The organism is Desulfovibrio sp. GTC20076, assembly GCF_055385905.1.
In genome coordinates this window covers 2,139,975-2,154,962 of the sequence record NZ_AP039366.1, presented here as the reverse complement: position 1 = coordinate 2,154,962, position 14,988 = coordinate 2,139,975, and the positions used below count along the sequence as shown (strand labels likewise).

General features: G+C 45.2%; 16 protein-coding genes. All 16 read right to left on the bottom strand.

All coding sequences use genetic code 11. From position 1 onward, the window contains the following. Positions 1-8: 8 nt before the first annotated feature. Positions 9-1,157, bottom strand: coding sequence for a radical SAM protein (locus ACZ495_RS09590; protein ID WP_464262151.1), 1,149 nt, complete (start codon positions 1,155-1,157; stop codon positions 9-11). Between the two features lie 25 nt (positions 1,158-1,182). Beyond that, positions 1,183-2,253, bottom strand: coding sequence for an N-acetylneuraminate synthase family protein (locus ACZ495_RS09585; protein ID WP_464262150.1), 1,071 nt, complete (start codon positions 2,251-2,253; stop codon positions 1,183-1,185). Then, positions 2,241-2,972, bottom strand: coding sequence for a WbqC family protein (locus tag ACZ495_RS09580; RefSeq protein ID WP_464262149.1), 732 nt, complete (start codon positions 2,970-2,972; stop codon positions 2,241-2,243). Before ACZ495_RS09580 ends, ACZ495_RS09585 begins: the two co-directional genes overlap by 13 nt. Beyond that, positions 2,969-3,820: an amidohydrolase family protein gene (locus ACZ495_RS09575; protein ID WP_464262148.1), complete on the bottom strand. Its 852-nt coding sequence runs from the start codon at positions 3,818-3,820 to the stop codon at positions 2,969-2,971. The genes ACZ495_RS09580 and ACZ495_RS09575 overlap by 4 nt, the downstream gene beginning before the upstream one ends. A gap of 34 nt (positions 3,821-3,854) precedes the next feature. Further along, complete coding sequence (locus tag ACZ495_RS09570; RefSeq protein ID WP_464262147.1) at positions 3,855-4,523, bottom strand: class I SAM-dependent methyltransferase; 669 nt, start codon at positions 4,521-4,523, stop codon at positions 3,855-3,857. Between the two features lie 9 nt (positions 4,524-4,532). Continuing rightward, entirely contained in the window at positions 4,533-5,219 is a 687-nt protein-coding gene (locus ACZ495_RS09565; RefSeq protein ID WP_464262146.1) for a PIG-L deacetylase family protein, read from the bottom strand. Between the two features lie 27 nt (positions 5,220-5,246). Continuing rightward, positions 5,247-6,719 (bottom strand): UDP-2,4-diacetamido-2,4,6-trideoxy-beta-L-altropyranose hydrolase, encoded by a 1,473-nt coding sequence (gene pseG / locus ACZ495_RS09560; protein WP_464262145.1) that lies wholly within the window; start codon positions 6,717-6,719, stop codon positions 5,247-5,249. A gap of 2 nt (positions 6,720-6,721) precedes the next feature. Continuing rightward, positions 6,722-7,438 carry a pseudaminic acid cytidylyltransferase gene (gene pseF, locus ACZ495_RS09555; protein WP_464262144.1) on the bottom strand — a complete coding sequence of 239 codons (717 nt, stop codon included), beginning with the start codon at positions 7,436-7,438 and terminating at the stop codon, positions 6,722-6,724. Between the two features lie 19 nt (positions 7,439-7,457). Continuing rightward, complete coding sequence (gene pseC / locus ACZ495_RS09550; protein ID WP_464262143.1) at positions 7,458-8,582, bottom strand: UDP-4-amino-4,6-dideoxy-N-acetyl-beta-L-altrosamine transaminase; 1,125 nt, start codon at positions 8,580-8,582, stop codon at positions 7,458-7,460. Positions 8,583-8,817: 235 nt separating this feature from the next. Then, positions 8,818-10,095 (bottom strand): hypothetical protein, encoded by a 1,278-nt coding sequence (locus ACZ495_RS09545; RefSeq protein ID WP_464262142.1) that lies wholly within the window; start codon positions 10,093-10,095, stop codon positions 8,818-8,820. Between the two features lie 29 nt (positions 10,096-10,124). Beyond that, positions 10,125-10,724, bottom strand: coding sequence for an acyltransferase (locus ACZ495_RS09540; RefSeq protein ID WP_464262141.1), 600 nt, complete (start codon positions 10,722-10,724; stop codon positions 10,125-10,127). Then, complete coding sequence (locus ACZ495_RS09535; RefSeq protein ID WP_464262140.1) at positions 10,709-11,503, bottom strand: FkbM family methyltransferase; 795 nt, start codon at positions 11,501-11,503, stop codon at positions 10,709-10,711. Before ACZ495_RS09535 ends, ACZ495_RS09540 begins: the two co-directional genes overlap by 16 nt. Before the next feature lie 171 nt (positions 11,504-11,674). Next, positions 11,675-12,544 carry a GDP-mannose 4,6-dehydratase gene (locus ACZ495_RS09530; RefSeq protein ID WP_464262139.1) on the bottom strand — a complete coding sequence of 290 codons (870 nt, stop codon included), beginning with the start codon at positions 12,542-12,544 and terminating at the stop codon, positions 11,675-11,677. Between the two features lie 52 nt (positions 12,545-12,596). Further along, on the bottom strand, positions 12,597-13,592 hold the full coding sequence (locus ACZ495_RS09525) for a class I SAM-dependent methyltransferase (protein WP_464262138.1): 996 nt from the start codon (positions 13,590-13,592) through the stop codon (positions 12,597-12,599). A gap of 2 nt (positions 13,593-13,594) precedes the next feature. Beyond that, positions 13,595-13,822 carry a class I SAM-dependent methyltransferase gene (locus tag ACZ495_RS09520; protein ID WP_464262137.1) on the bottom strand — a complete coding sequence of 76 codons (228 nt, stop codon included), beginning with the start codon at positions 13,820-13,822 and terminating at the stop codon, positions 13,595-13,597. Positions 13,823-14,004: 182 nt separating this feature from the next. Continuing rightward, on the bottom strand, positions 14,005-14,988 hold the full coding sequence (gene pseB / locus ACZ495_RS09515) for a UDP-N-acetylglucosamine 4,6-dehydratase (inverting) (protein ID WP_464262136.1): 984 nt from the start codon (positions 14,986-14,988) through the stop codon (positions 14,005-14,007).

Here is a 14,988-nt window from a genome sequence, read left to right as displayed (position 1 = left end):
ACCGATTTTTATCTCTGCGAGTTTTTCTGAAGTTCTTCTTCCGCAAACGCCAGTCTTTGCGAGGAATCATCTGAACTGTCGAAGGTTGATTCTCCACCTGCAAGTTGCTCACTATATACGTGGGCTTGTCGAACTATCTTTTTTATGACCAAGTCTCGAGAATTGAACAGGTCATACTCAGGGTCATCCAGACGGGCATTGCAACCAGAACAGAGCGTTCCCTGCTCTTCAATCCACTCAAAATCTCTGTCTATATGGCATTGCCGGAATTTTTGCATTCGCTCGCCGTTCCAAATAGCTTCAAGACTTTCCGTCGCCACATTGCCAATAATGTGCGTTTCCGTATGGTCAACGGGGCAGGCGCTAACGGAACCGTCCCAGCAGACTGTCATCAGTTCCCAAGGCAGACGGCAGGCCGGTTGCTCATGAAAGGGCGAATGGATTTTTTGTGATACCGGCACCTCTCGGCCAAACTGCGTTGTGCCCGAAAAGTTAAGAGCCTTATTCAAAAAAACCGTATTGACTGGCAGCTTGCTGAAGTAATCTTTATATGCCTGGCTGTCTTCATGAGTATACATGCTGTCCACCATAGACATACAAATGAATGTTGGTGGAGTTCCATGCCGCTGGTTATGAATCATGAAATACAGAATATTGCCCAATGTCCTTTTAAACTTACTACCATACCTGACTTTTTCGTGGATTTCACGGCACGACCCTTCAAAGGAAAAGACAATTCGATCAAGTCGAGCTTCGACCAGAGCATGAGTCACCTCTGGCTTCAGCATAGTTGCATTCGTCAGAAGTGAAACAGAGAGCCCACCCTCCTTGGCGTAGCAAACCATATCCACAATATTTTTGTGCAGCAGTGGCTCGCCATGTACGTTCAGGGTGATATGACTCGCCCAGTGCCGTATCTCGTCAATGATCTTACGGTACACGGCCATATCCATAAAACCACTTTTTTGCCTGCTTGGATGTGCAGGATCAGCATGGTGGCAGTGAAGACACCGCAAATTGCACCGATTAGTCGGTTCAATTGATATGGTACTGGGCAGATACCCCACCTCTGGTTGAGGAGATCGGGACGCGTCGTAGAATTGCAAAATGGTATCAACAATGTTCGTAAATTTTTTTTCTGCGCCTTGCGTACTCATATTTTACCCACTACTATTCCAGTTTTCATTTAACCAGCATATCCCAAAGGATCTGGTCATTCCTTTTTACAGGTCTGTTCAGCACTTTACCAATTAGTTCTGACATCTTGCCAGGGTGAATTCCGCCTCCCGGCCATTTAAGGCACAGATGCTTTTCAGCTAAAATAGTTCCTTCCGGAAGATTTTCCGCAGCAGTCACAGAGGGCCGATATGCGCTTCGAGAAACACTTTCTTTATCTCCTGGTGAAATTTCGCCCGAGCCCTTCAAAAGTTCTATATGTCTGACACGCTCGACTAGACGCTGCAAGTCTTCAGGATCAGCAGAAAATGCATGGTCAGGCCCAGGCAACATTTTGTCGAGAGTAAAATGCTTTTCCAACACGCAAGCGCCCATAGCAACAGCAAGGACGCAGGCATCTTCACCGCGAGTATGATCAGAATACCCTACAAGGCTTCCCGTCAGCCCCTTAAGGCTTATCATTCGTGCAATATTGGCCTCAGAGGCTGGTGTGGGATAAAGCGAGACACAGTGCAAAAAGATGCAATCCGACAGACCTGCCTCCTTTAGGACAGAGCAAACCTCGGCAACCTCATCTTCTGTGGTCATGCCTGTGGAAATGAGCACTGGCTTTTTTTCTTTTCCCAATGCCCTAAGCAAAGGGTAATTGGTCAGATCTGCCGAGGCAATTTTAAAGGCTCCTGCACCTGCATTCACTGCCACATCGATACTATGCACCTCTGAAACAGAAGTAAGAGGAATTATGCCTTTACTCCGAGCATAATCGAAGAGAACTTCATGCTCCGCTTCTGGAAGTTCGAGACGCTTAAGCATCGCGTATGTGGATTCGCTGACAGTTTGGTCCCCTTCTTTATATTCATAAAGTTGGCCTTCATCCACCATAAAACTATCGACGCGGAATGTCTGAAATTTTACAGCATCAACTCCCGCAGAGACTGCTGCATCAATCATCTTTCTAGCTAAAGCCATGTCGCCGTTATGATTCACACCGATTTCGGCAATGATAAATACAGGCTCACCAGCACCTACGGGGCGCCCTGATATAGAAAACCGTTGCGAAAACATCACATTTTGCATAAATCTTCTCTCGTTATATTATTCGTGAATGTAATTTCTTTGGCTTCTTCGCCATAGCGGAACAAAAGATCGACGAACGAGAGATGGGTTATACCGTGAACCCTTCCTTGATCATACTCTGGATGATTATACTTTTGATGTACCACTGCAATGCCATATTTTTCAAAATCACTATAAACAACGTAATTTGCGCCTTGCTCTCCAGTAAGCAAAATGTTTCCATTAAATCGCAAAGCGTGTTCCAATACTAAGTCAGATTTTTTCTCGGTAAATCCCTGTTCACTGCCGATAATAATTTTAGCCGTTAAGCTAAACCATTCCATAATCTGTTTCAGTATCGTCAAATTCAGTATACTGAGGTATTCCCACTGATTATCCTCATAGAGCCATTCAAAAAACGGCAAATACTGTTTAAAATATTTGGTCTTACCATAGCAGCTGCGCAAGGTCATCAAGTGGCTCTTTTGCCAACCATTGCTCTGCCCGCCCTGCGCGATGCGAATATCGCATATCCTCAGCGAAGTAGATTCCTTGCGCGCCAACGGCACACTCAACCACAATACTTTGCCATCTGGAGCAATGACTCTGTTGCGCTGATTAAAATCCCTGTCAAGAAGTTGCACATCATCCATGAATACAAACGTATCACTAAGACTTAACTTGTGGATAAATCCCAACCATGGCAAATATAAAGGTTGATGCCCGCTAACAATGTTCATGAAGATTGTCCTGACGCACAGAGCGCTTGGAAGTTTTTTGCACAGAGGTTGGCAAGGGTCTCATTGTCATATCCTCGAGCACGCAGGCCTTCAAGTACTTGCCTTTGGCTGTGACTATGATTGAAAGGGAAATCCGATCCGAAGACAACTTTTTGCCCAAGGCCTACTTGCAAATAGAAATCGACGAATTGCAGAGTGCTGGAAACAGCTGTGTCAAACCACACGTTGCGCAATAAGGCAGCAATGGGTGGATGTAGAAAGTAAAGACCAAGCAGCCCACCCAAATGTGTGGCAAGTATTTTTGTCGCCGGGCAACTCTTAAGTAACGAGCATAGCGCAGCTGCTGACGTTGATGACTTCTTAAATGCATGATCAATATGAATTTCCAAAAAAATTTTAGCTTCTGCGCAGAATGAACATAGCTGGATTACCTCCGGATCTTCTAATGAAAATCCCTGCCATTCCGGATTGATTTTAAGCCCGATGGCTCCTCGATCAACACATTCCTGAACGTCACGGAGCCAGCTGATATTTTTAGGTTGAACTGCACATACTGGGAGGAAATGCAACCGATCATTCGCAGCGCGATCAAGAATATACTCGTTGTTTTCAACGCATAAGCTCGGTGAGTTCCATGGCAAGGCAGTCAAAACAGAAACATCAACACCTGCAACACTCATAGAGGCCAAAATCTCTTCAGCCGATGAAAGTCGAAGTGCCCGCTTGGCCACTGACACCGGAGAGCTGTGGTGGATTGCGCGTGGTGCTCCATGCTCTTCTGCGGGGAAGGAACAATCTACTTGTTGCAAACGGGGAGGGAGAGAATATACATGAGCATCAATAACCATGCATGGCTTCCTTGCGCATAATAAAAATCAGGGGTTAATCTTGTTTCTGCTCAGCCACGAGAAATATTGTTGCAGATCTTGCTTCTGGTACAATTTCCCCATGATGAGGGTCAAAACCCAGAGCCCGGATAGGATGAAGGCCTGCGTTTATTGCAGCTTGAGTCAACGAATCCAGAGTGAACCACTGCAAATGGGGATCGGGAATTAACCTCCCTGAAGTGAATTCTTCCCAATTTGCATTCTTGGTGTCCAAAAAGAGGCGACCACCAGGGCGAAGTAAGCCACTAACCTTTATAAAAAATTCTTTGGCGGAAAAATTGGTGCGCTGTAGCACCCCTATGCAAGTAATCAAATCAAACATTGGAAGGGAACAATCCAGAAAATCTCCAGCCATGAACACACAACCCTGAGTGTCAGTCCGGCCGCTCGCATGGGCAATAAGCGTAGGTGAAATATCTAGACCAACGCAGGCTATCTGTGGGAATCGGTTGCGCACTATCGCTTGAAAAGAGCCAGGGCCGCACCCAACATCAAGCCATGTCTTGGCAGTCGAAAAAGGAAGGGCCTCTGCCGCGAGCTCAAATCGTGACAGCATACTCTTTTCAGAAGCCCATTTTACCTTTTGGTGTTCATCTGGCAAAACAGCTGACTCTTCATACTCTGCCCGTATCGCAGCAGCAGGCAACACATTTTTCCTCTGCATATAATTCCCTTAGAACGTAGCACGCAAAAGTACAAATGCTTCTGCCGCTTCGCATCCGCATTGGCTACCGCGCAAACGAGCCAGATGCTCTACCGTTTTGTAGCTTCTTGGGTGAGGCCAAGGGCGCATTTCCGTTGCATATGCTTCAAGAGCTTGCAGCTTTCGTTCAAGATACGTTGCAATATTTACGTAGAGTGTTGGCTGAAATGGAGCTCCCAGCCCAGGAGGGGAATACTCTGTGCTTGAAAGGACTTCAAATCCAAGTACGGTACGCGAAGGCTCTCCCGGTAATGGCCTGAAGGCCGTCATAACAGCCCTGTTTGCAACAGAGTGATCAATATTTAAGTCACCAGCATGGTGAGTAAAAATCAGGTCAGGTTGAACCTCTTGCCCCACAGCCTCAATTCTTTTTATGATCTCAAGCAGAGGAAGCGAATCAAAACGGTTATCTGGCAAGCTTGCGAAGCGTATATCCTCAATATCAAGAGCTGCAGCAGCCGCTTTTGCAGAAAAGGAAGCCCCATTTCGAGCTTCATCGTTATCAGTTGAGACTCGCGAGGTAGGGCCCTCGCCTAACAGCAACACGCAAACGCGAGCGCCAGCGCTACGCAACCGGGCGAGTGTCCCCCCACACCCAAGCATTTCATCGTCTGGATGGGCTGCCACAACTAAAACATTTTTAGCCTGCAAAAACATCACGGCCTCATTATATATTGGTATTGTTCAAGATATTCCAGTGCGAGTCAACGAGACCTGATAAATGCCAGATGCAGCTCCCTCATGCCTTGTGAAACCAGCAGAACAAAATGCAGCAATTGAGAATTCATTCTCTTGCCGAATAAAGGCCACAATCTTGCGCCCACCTGACGAAAAAAAATTTCTGCTGGCCTCAGCAATTAATGCTGGCCCAATACCGCAGCCTCGCCACTGCTTGGCTACAACAATGCTTATTTTATGGGATTCCGAGTCTTCTTCCAAAGGTTCGAAACGGACATAACCCAAAAAAATTTTCCCAATAAAAGCCAAAAAAAACGGGGCATTGTTCAACAAAACACGCCTTTCAAACCACCCTTTGTGTTCGTCCAGCGAAATAGTATGAGGGTGAGCCGACAGGCGGTTAATATCCGGATCATTGATTAGATCATATATGCGCACACAGTCATCTGGCTCCACTGGTCGCAAAAAGAAATTTTTTGCAGCAATAGCGCCGAGCACCTTTCGTGTTCCTGCCCCATTGGTCAACCCTTTTACGGTTTCTGCTAGACGGCGACGTTGTTCACCCGACCCAATCAATGAAACAAGCAATTCTCTTGATGCAAGCTCTTTTATCCCCAACCGTCCCAACCGATCGACAATATTATGTTGGTTCTCAGCGACTTTGACAGTGACAAACGGCACGCCCAGACAACACAATTCCCAACATGTGCTACCTCCAGCGGTGATGCAGAGATCGGCCCAATAGAATTGTTCCGACATATTGTCGATTTGTCCGAGCACCGAAATATCCGCAGGACAATCACGCAGCACATAACGGACATCTGATTCGGCCATTGCCCCTGAAATCACCCGCAGACAACACTCCTTCATCTCTGGCTGTGCCAGATATGAGGCTATATCCCGCAGGTGGGAAATAACATCCCCCCCCCCCAAAGTTAATAAAATATTTCTGGCATGCTCGGGAAAGCACCGGGAATTAATGGAATGCCGGGCTTCCATAAATTCAGGCCTAAGCAAAGCGTACTTAGGCCCAAGAAGTTTGGAGCCAGCATCACCTTTATATACAAGATCTTCTGCCCCGATATTTTGGTTAACTAAAATGTCAGAGTGATATTCAGGCAAGTGCGCGTAATCATCAATCACAACAAGGCGGTATCCAGCTTCACGAACCACACAATGAGATTCTGGGCCAAAGTGATATCCGTCGAGCACCACCCAAGCACCATCATCAGCATGCGCAAGCCGAGACAGCATAGAACCCAAACTTTCTTTTTCCGGTATTTCATCACCAAAAACAGGAATGAACCGCACATTTTCCCTACCCAAGCGCTCTTGAACCCACGGGACCGACACCCTCCCACAGATTGACACAGGTATTCCCATAGCCTTTGCGGCCTGCGCCAGCGCCATACAGCGCATTACATGCCCGGTGCCAATAACAGGGCTGGCATCTGCACAAATGAATAGAGAGAAAGACATACTCACTCTTCTCCAAGCAGCATGCCACCAAGCTTTTCTGCGTTAAGCCAGTCTTCTTCAGTGTCTATATCAAGAGCTGCAAAACGCGATACCACGACGCCTCGCTTGGTTAATGAAGTAAAGTCGTTTCCCCCGTTCCGTAAAAAAGCCTTCGGCGAAACCCAATAAAAAAGGCCAATATCATGGAAGCTTATTGGCAAATCCTGCGTCCTCTTCTCAACAAATTCAGGATAACGATAGTACAGTTCTCCCTGCTCGTTCATGCATAATGATCTCTCAATAGGATGTGCATAGCTGCTAACGGCCATAACAAGCTCACACCCCATAATGCCAAAGTTCTCGTATCCTGTTGCGAGCGAGGCAGGAAGAGCCAGAGCGGAAGTGCCATATAAACAACAGCAAGCTTCTGGCAAATACCCCTCTCGGCTCTTAAACATTTGCAATTCATACGCCAACACCTCAGGAGTGCCAGCAAAATCGTCGCTCAGCGAGGCAGGCCGAAGACAATGCACTTCTCCGCCTGCTGCCGTTGCAGCATCAGCAATTTCATTATCATCTGTTGACACGATCACATGAGAAAAAAGATCGCATGCAAGTGCATGTGCAACTGGCCATGCAATCATAGGCCGACCAAGAAAACTGCGAACATTCTTTCGTGGAACGCGTTTGGACCCTCCCCGGGCCATGATAATTGCGATCGCACCATTTTTATCAGCCATAAACGTACCATATCCAGCACTATGACAGTGCAGCTAAAAGAGTCTTAACAACCCAGTTTACGTCGCTTTGTGTCATCGCTGGCCAGAGTGGGAGCGTCAGTATTTGCTCATAAGCTTTCTCCGCAACAGGAAAACTACCAGGACGAGTCCCAAGGTTTTCCCGGTAATACGGATGTAAATGAACCGGAATATAATGGATGTTTACGCCAATGCCAGCCTCACGAAGTTGTTTGAAAACATTGTCCCTGTCAGGTATGCGCACCACATACAGATGGTATGCGTGTGAAACGTGCAACTGCTTTACGAGGGGCTTAACAATAGTCCCCTTAAAAGCCTCTTCATAAGCCTGAGCCAGGGCATGCCTTCTTGCAATCCAACCATCCAGCTTCTTCAATTGGCTACTGCCAAGGGCACATTGAAAATCCGTGATTCGATAATTATACCCCAACGATGTCATTTCATAAAACCACGCACCAGATTTTTCACGCTGGCTGGCGGTGGTGGTTATCCCGTGCCCACGAAATGCACGCATTGCTGCAGCAAGGCGGGGATCATTGGTCACTGCCATCCCCCCCTCACCGGTAGTAATGTGTTTTACCGGATGGAAGCTAAAAACTGTTATATCTGCCAACGTACCAACTTTACAATCTTTGTAGATTCCACCTAAAGCATGACAGCTATCTGCCACCAAAGCCAGCTTATGTTTATCAGCGATAACACGCAAGGAGTCCCAATCGCAGGGTTGACCAGCATAGTCTACGGCTATAATGGCTCTGGTATGTGATGTGATAGCCGCTTCGACAGCAGCGGGATCAAGAAGAAGCGTATCGGGATCCACATCGGCAAATACAGGGGTTCCCCCCTGGTAAAGAATACAGTTGGCAGAAGCCGCAAAGGTCATAGGAGTAACTATAACCTCATCACCTTTACCGATGGCAAGGGCACTCATGGCCGCGTGCAGTGCCGCCGTGCCGTTTGCAACCGCAACCCCATAAGCCGCACCGGTGTAAGCACAAACGTCATCTTCAAAATGCTCAACGGCAGGGCCTGTCGTAAGCCAGTCAGAACGAAGCACATCAACGACCGATGTGATATCATAATCATCAATTATCTGCCGACCGTACGGCATGAGCGTTTTGCCCATACTTCCCCCATTCGTTGTCACCAACAGCGCAGTGCTGTCGTTTTATAAATCAGCAGCCTCAGGATAGTTGCTTAAAAGCAAACCCATTCCATTAAGAGTGCTCAAAGACCCAAGTGCAGTCATACTTGCCGACCATAAAACTAATCATAACCCTGAGAATCCTCAAAACAATTGAAGACTCCGCAATTTTTCACAGATGCTACCCAAAGAAAAAAACTGACAAAATTGCTGTTTTTCAGAATGTTAGAATACTTCTGAGGCGCTCGGCATTGTTGGCAATATCGATCTTCTCTCTGTGGAAAATCATATTGCGCCTATAGCATTTAAGTTGCGCTTTGAAAGAGTCATAATTTTCAATGATATGAGCCAGAGCGTTGGCAAAAGCATCAACGTCCGGGCAACGTATGCCAATAGGCGCAGAATCAGAATCAAAAGAAGAAAAACATTTGTTTTCAAGATAAACTAGCGGCTTGCAATAAATAAAGGCTTCCACAATGGACGCACTGCAACAAGCACGATAGCGAAAATCCTCGTATAGTCCTAAAAACATATCGATATCGCTTGCCAACGACTCCATCTCCTTCCGAGAAAGAATTCCCGAAGCCGGGCAAGTAACGCAATCAAGCTCTTGCAATCCAAGAGTGTTCCTTCCGATGATGCGGATCTCATAGTTCTTTTGCAGTGTTTTCGAGGTAAGCGCCGCATGGATCTGCTGCAGAACTTGTGGATTTCCACCGCCGAATACAGCAAATTTAGCATACGAATTATCGGGTTCCGGCGGAGGTGGTAAAAAAATACAAGGCATCGGAATCGCGACGAAATTGTATTGGCTCGTGTCTAACACCATTTTAAGGCTGGGGATAATATGATCTGACAGGACTAGATAGCGAAACATGCTCGAATGCTTATATGGCAGCATTGCGCAATTTTCTAAACCCAGCTCAAACCACTTGTGCACCGTACGTTGTATGTTGATCAGCTTGTCACTCAAGAACATCTTAAGCCTTGAGCAAAACTCACGGAAAGAATAGGCTTTCAGCTTGGCAACAATACTTTTGGGCTCTTGAGCAGGAAGTCTGACACTAGAGCTGAGATCTGCACCGAGAAGTTTCTCCATTTCACCATGGAGAGTAAACACAAATCCCATGTGTCTAAAGCAAGAAAGCTGTGCTAGGTTCTTAACAATAAAATTTTGGCCACCCCAGATACTCAAAAAAAGGACAGAGCGAACATTCTTGCGTGAAAAGTAAAAAAAAAGACGAAGCAGGATAATAAAATTAGGAATAAATTCTAGTAATGTTGACCCTGCTTTACCTCCTATCACTCTAAATTCTACATTGTTTAGAATGACATTACGCTCTCGAAATATCCTTTGTATGTTTGCAATATATTCTGCATGGGCACAAAAAAGAACTGTTTCGTCAGGATAAGCTTTGCTGACACCGTACACGAACCCACTGTTCGGAGTCTCATGCTCAAACTCTCTGCAGTTCATCTCAACTATTGCAATCATGGATGTTTTCCTGTTAACATAGCAGCATATTAGACAAAGTAGGGCTTGTAATCTGAGAAATCATACTCAAGTTGCGAAGAACGCTTAGCAACAACACGTGCCGGTGCCCCAACAGCGACTGAAAACGGAGGTAAATCTTTAGTTGCGACAGAAGCCGCGCCTAAAACAGCCCCCTCACCGATGTGGCACCCAGGCAGTACCATTGATCTTGCCCCAAGCCATGCATGGCTATCAATGATCACCGTTCGTTCAAAAGGCTCAAATGTTGGGCTATCTTTATAATGACTGGTACCGAAAATGTAGGTATGCGCTATGATGGCGACATTATCACCAACAACCAGTGGCCCCACAATGTGGCAGCGAGTTCCAACAACACAACCACGCCCAAGCGAGATCTCACCAAGCATATATGTTCCCAAACCAATATGACAGCCTTGCCCAATTCTAATATTTAAAAAATTGCGCAAGTAAAAAATCCGTAATGCCAGGATTGGGACAAATGTTAGCACATAGTTATACAGATACACCAGGAAAGATTTTAGAATACTCCTCCCTTTATAGACGCAGATTTTCGCCGTATCATAAATCTGCAATATTTTTAAAATCTCAACAATTACTTTCCTGTGCATGACTCTCTCGGTAACACCACGTAGTTATTGTCTGGAGCACGATAGAAAACGTAATTTATACTATCAACGAAATCGACATAATCCTGAAAACGTAATCCCAATGTCTTTTCCAGCCTGAATTCATATTCAAACACTATTGGCATTCTGAACTTGTTTATAGTGTTTCGAGCTCCCTTTAAAGCCATCAAGTCTCCACCCTGAATATCAACTTTCATGAAACTCACAGGCAAGGGATAATCTAAATCGTCAAGAGCAAGCGATTTAACAGGAGTACCCAAACCATGCACATAATCAATACCAAAAGATCCATACGTACCGTAAGTTGCGATGTCAGGCTCAGGAAAATAGAGAGTTTCCCCAGAAACAGTGTGCACTGCTCCTTCAAAAGCTTTAACGTGAGCCTTGTTGACTTCAATATTTTTTTCCAGCACCCTAAAGACATAGTGGTTTGCTTCAAAAGCATAAACCATACCCTTCTGCCCAACATGCTTCGCAAACTGAATAGCCATTTGGCCAAAGTTGGAGCCCACATCTAGAACTATGGAATCTTCTTTAATATACTCAACTGCAATATCGAGAATATGCTGATCAAATACTTTGTTCCAGCGTATCTCTTTGGCAATTGCATCGTTGGTGGCATCAGGCGGAAGATAGTATTTGCCGGTTTCTGTTTCCACATAGTCGAACTCACCTCTGTTCTCTAGGTGAGTTGGATAGGGATGATAGCGATATACTTCATAACCAAACTTACGCAAAATTAGTTTAAGCATTTCTTTCATAATTTCCTCGCGATAATAATATAAACAGTGCAATTGTTCGACATCAAAAAATCCTTAATGTAATTCTAGGATTGTGTTAATGTTATTTTTAAACATCTGCACGTGTTATAAAAAGTTTTGAAATTTTTTACCGTTGACTCTGCAAATAAAATTTAAAAAAGATACTGAGAACTACACCTCCAACATCATATCGGCGAGTTGAAAAAAAGACGTCTTCGGTTCCCAGCCTAGTTGTTGTATCAGACTAGGATCGCTGACCAACACATTATACTCCGCAACGTACCCTTCTCTCAGAATTGTATGTTCTTCCCAGGACAAGCCTACTTTTTGAAAGCAATAAGACACCCACTCTCTAATCGAATAAGCGGTGCCACACCCTATCACCGCTTCAAAAACCATGTCCTGGTTCACAAGCTGCCACATTGCTGCAACAATGTCGCCAGCAAAGTTAAATTCTTTTCGCACGTCAAGATTCCCAATTTCCAAGGACGTTTCCTTGCCCCCCCGAATATCCAAAACAGCCTGCACAATCTTTTGATTGACATGGTTAACCATACGCAATGGGCTGTCATGATTAAATAAATACCCAACATAAACCATCTGGCCAAAAGTTTCTCTGTAATAGCGAGCCATGTAGACAGAATATATTCTTGCTGCCGCATAGGGGCTATAGGAGTGAAAGGGGGTAGACTCGTTTATGGGCGTTCCATCGTTAAAAAACTGCACTGCACTACCGGCAAGAAATATACGAGCTTGTGGAGCATGGAGCCTTGCAGCCTCTAGAAGGTTCACCGTTCCAGTTCCAATCGCCTGATGGTTTGCGAATATTGCTTGATGTCGTGTTGTAGAATCTGCTGCTAAATGAAATACATAATCAGGCTGATGTGCTTCAATCAGCGAGGCGACAGATTCATAATCTCTTATATCGCAACTTGGATCTGTGCTACGCGAAACCCCTATGACCTCAATTTGTTGCGCTGTCAAAAGCTGTTCAAGATAATAACCATCCTGACCAGAAATGCCAAAAATAACAGCCTTCATTCCACATATCCAAGAAAAAAATTAAATTTCAGCAGGGCGAAGTAACTCACTCTCATATGATTTCGATCTCTGGCAACGGAAAAATAAACTTGCCACCATCCTGAATAAACTTCCATTCGCGCTCCAAAATGCCCGCCCTGAAGTGCCACGGCAGAACCAAGAAGTAATCAGGTTTTCTATTTCGCGCATCCTCTTCTGAAATAATCGGAATATTCGTTCCCGGAGTAAATGAACCAAATTTATCTTCGTTAACTTCAGCGATGAAGGGTATGTGCTCAACCCCAAGCCCACAAAATTGCAACAAAACATTGCCTTTTGTGCTCGCCCCATACCCTGCAATAGTCTTTCCCGATGCAACTAAAGATTCGATGAGCCCCTTAAGGCTTTTTCTATGTCGAAAAACACGCTCCTCGAAGTTCCGATAAGGCGTTGGTGTGTCGAGCCCCATATCAGCCTCTTGCTGCAAGAGCCACTGTATGACAGGTTCATTCGATATATATTGAGCAGATTTTTTACATGCCGTCACAGCAAAGCTGCCACCGTTAACTGCATTAGTTTGCACATCAATTATTCTCAAACCACAACTGTCAAGAATGTCTTTAACGACCTTGAACGAGTAAAATTCTATATGTTCATGACAGATTGTATCATAAGCGTTTGTTCGCAACATGGATGGCATATAACTCTGCTCAAAATGCCAAACGCCTTCGGGGGCTAAGACCTTCTCAATATCATGCACAAATTGCAATGGATCTTCTAGGTCGTAAAACATCGCAATCGAAGTAATTATCTTGGCATTCTTGCCTGGGCAAGCACGATCAAATGCCTCGGCTGAAAAAAAGTCAACCACCAGCTGGATCTCATCCGTGTAGTACTTTCTAAATTTTCCGCCTGTGGGGTCTATCCCAACCTTGCGACAGGGAGAGATGTAAGACTTAAGAGATGTTGCATCATTGCTGCCAATATCCAGCACAATTTCATCTGCATTCAAAGAGTACAGAGTTTCCAACGTATGTATCTTTTGTTGCAGATGCCGCACCATCGACATATTTAAGCCAGACCTGTATCCATAATTTCACCGTACATTTCATCTGGCGAATATGAGTGCTTTAACTGTAAAAGGCCACAAGAAGAGCACCAAGCAAGCTCCAAAGGCCCCTTGGCAATCTTTGCTTCAGCAATTCTAGGAAATACTCCTGTCAAGGCTTGCTCACCAAGCGACAAGACTGACATCATGTTAGCGCTTTTACACACACGGCAATGAATTGCTTCTACCATCACTTATTACCTACGGTTAAACATTTTATGCTACATCTGTGAAGCAATTACATTGACGACACAATATTCGGCATGCAGTAGCATAAGCATAGATAATTCCTTTCTCCAGACTGCAAAGGAAATTTATCGCATTTTTAAAAAACATGAACAACATGCTGGCTAAGCCCTGCACAAAGCAATCATTATTTCACAGAGAACCCTTGCTGCCGCAATACATCTCTCAGAGTACTAACTTCAAGCCATTGATCATTCGTACCAGAATTATACTCGAAACCTTCTGGCACTGGCTTACCTTCCGGCCCTCTATAGGGAAAAGTCTCCGGTCTTATTACATAATAGTTGCCAATATCAATAGTATGCCGACTATCCTCTACGGTAATCATGGTTTCGTGCAGCTTCTCTCCTGGCCGTATTCCCACGTCCACTGTGGGCGTACCAGGTGCGATGGCTTCAGCGAGATCTGTGATCTTCATGCTTGGAATTTTGGGAACAAGCACCTCGCCGCCGCCAGCAATCTCAAATGAACGTAACACCATGTGCACGCTTTCTTCTAATGTAATCCAGAAGCGCGTCATCCGCGTATCTGTGATGGGCAGCGGGCCACCCTCTTCGCGCTTTTTGATAAAAAACGGAATGACAGAACCCCGCGAGCCCATAACATTGCCGTAGCGCACCACTGAATACACGGTGTCACAGGCGGTAAAGGCATTGGCTGCAACAAAAAGCTTGTCTGAGCAAAGCTTGGTGGCCCCATACAGGTTCACTGGGGCTACGGCTTTGTCTGTAGACAGTGCTACAACTTTTTTAACACCACAGTCGGCGGCAACATTAACAATATTTTCTGCGCCGGTAATATTTGTCCTGATGCATTCTGTGGGATTATACTCTGCTGCGGGAACCTGCTTGAGTGCTGCGGCATGAATAACATAGTCCACACTTCTAAAGGCCCTGTGCAAGCGTTCTTTATCGCGCACATCACCAATAAAATAACGCATACACGGATACTTTTCTGGAGAAAAATGCTGCGCCATTTCGAACTGTTTCAGCTCGTCGCGTGAAAAAACAATAATGCGTTTCGGCTTGTACTTTTTGAGCAAAACTTCAATGCATTTTTTTCCGAAAGAGCCAGTTCCACCCGTAATAAGAATAGATTTTTCACTAAACAT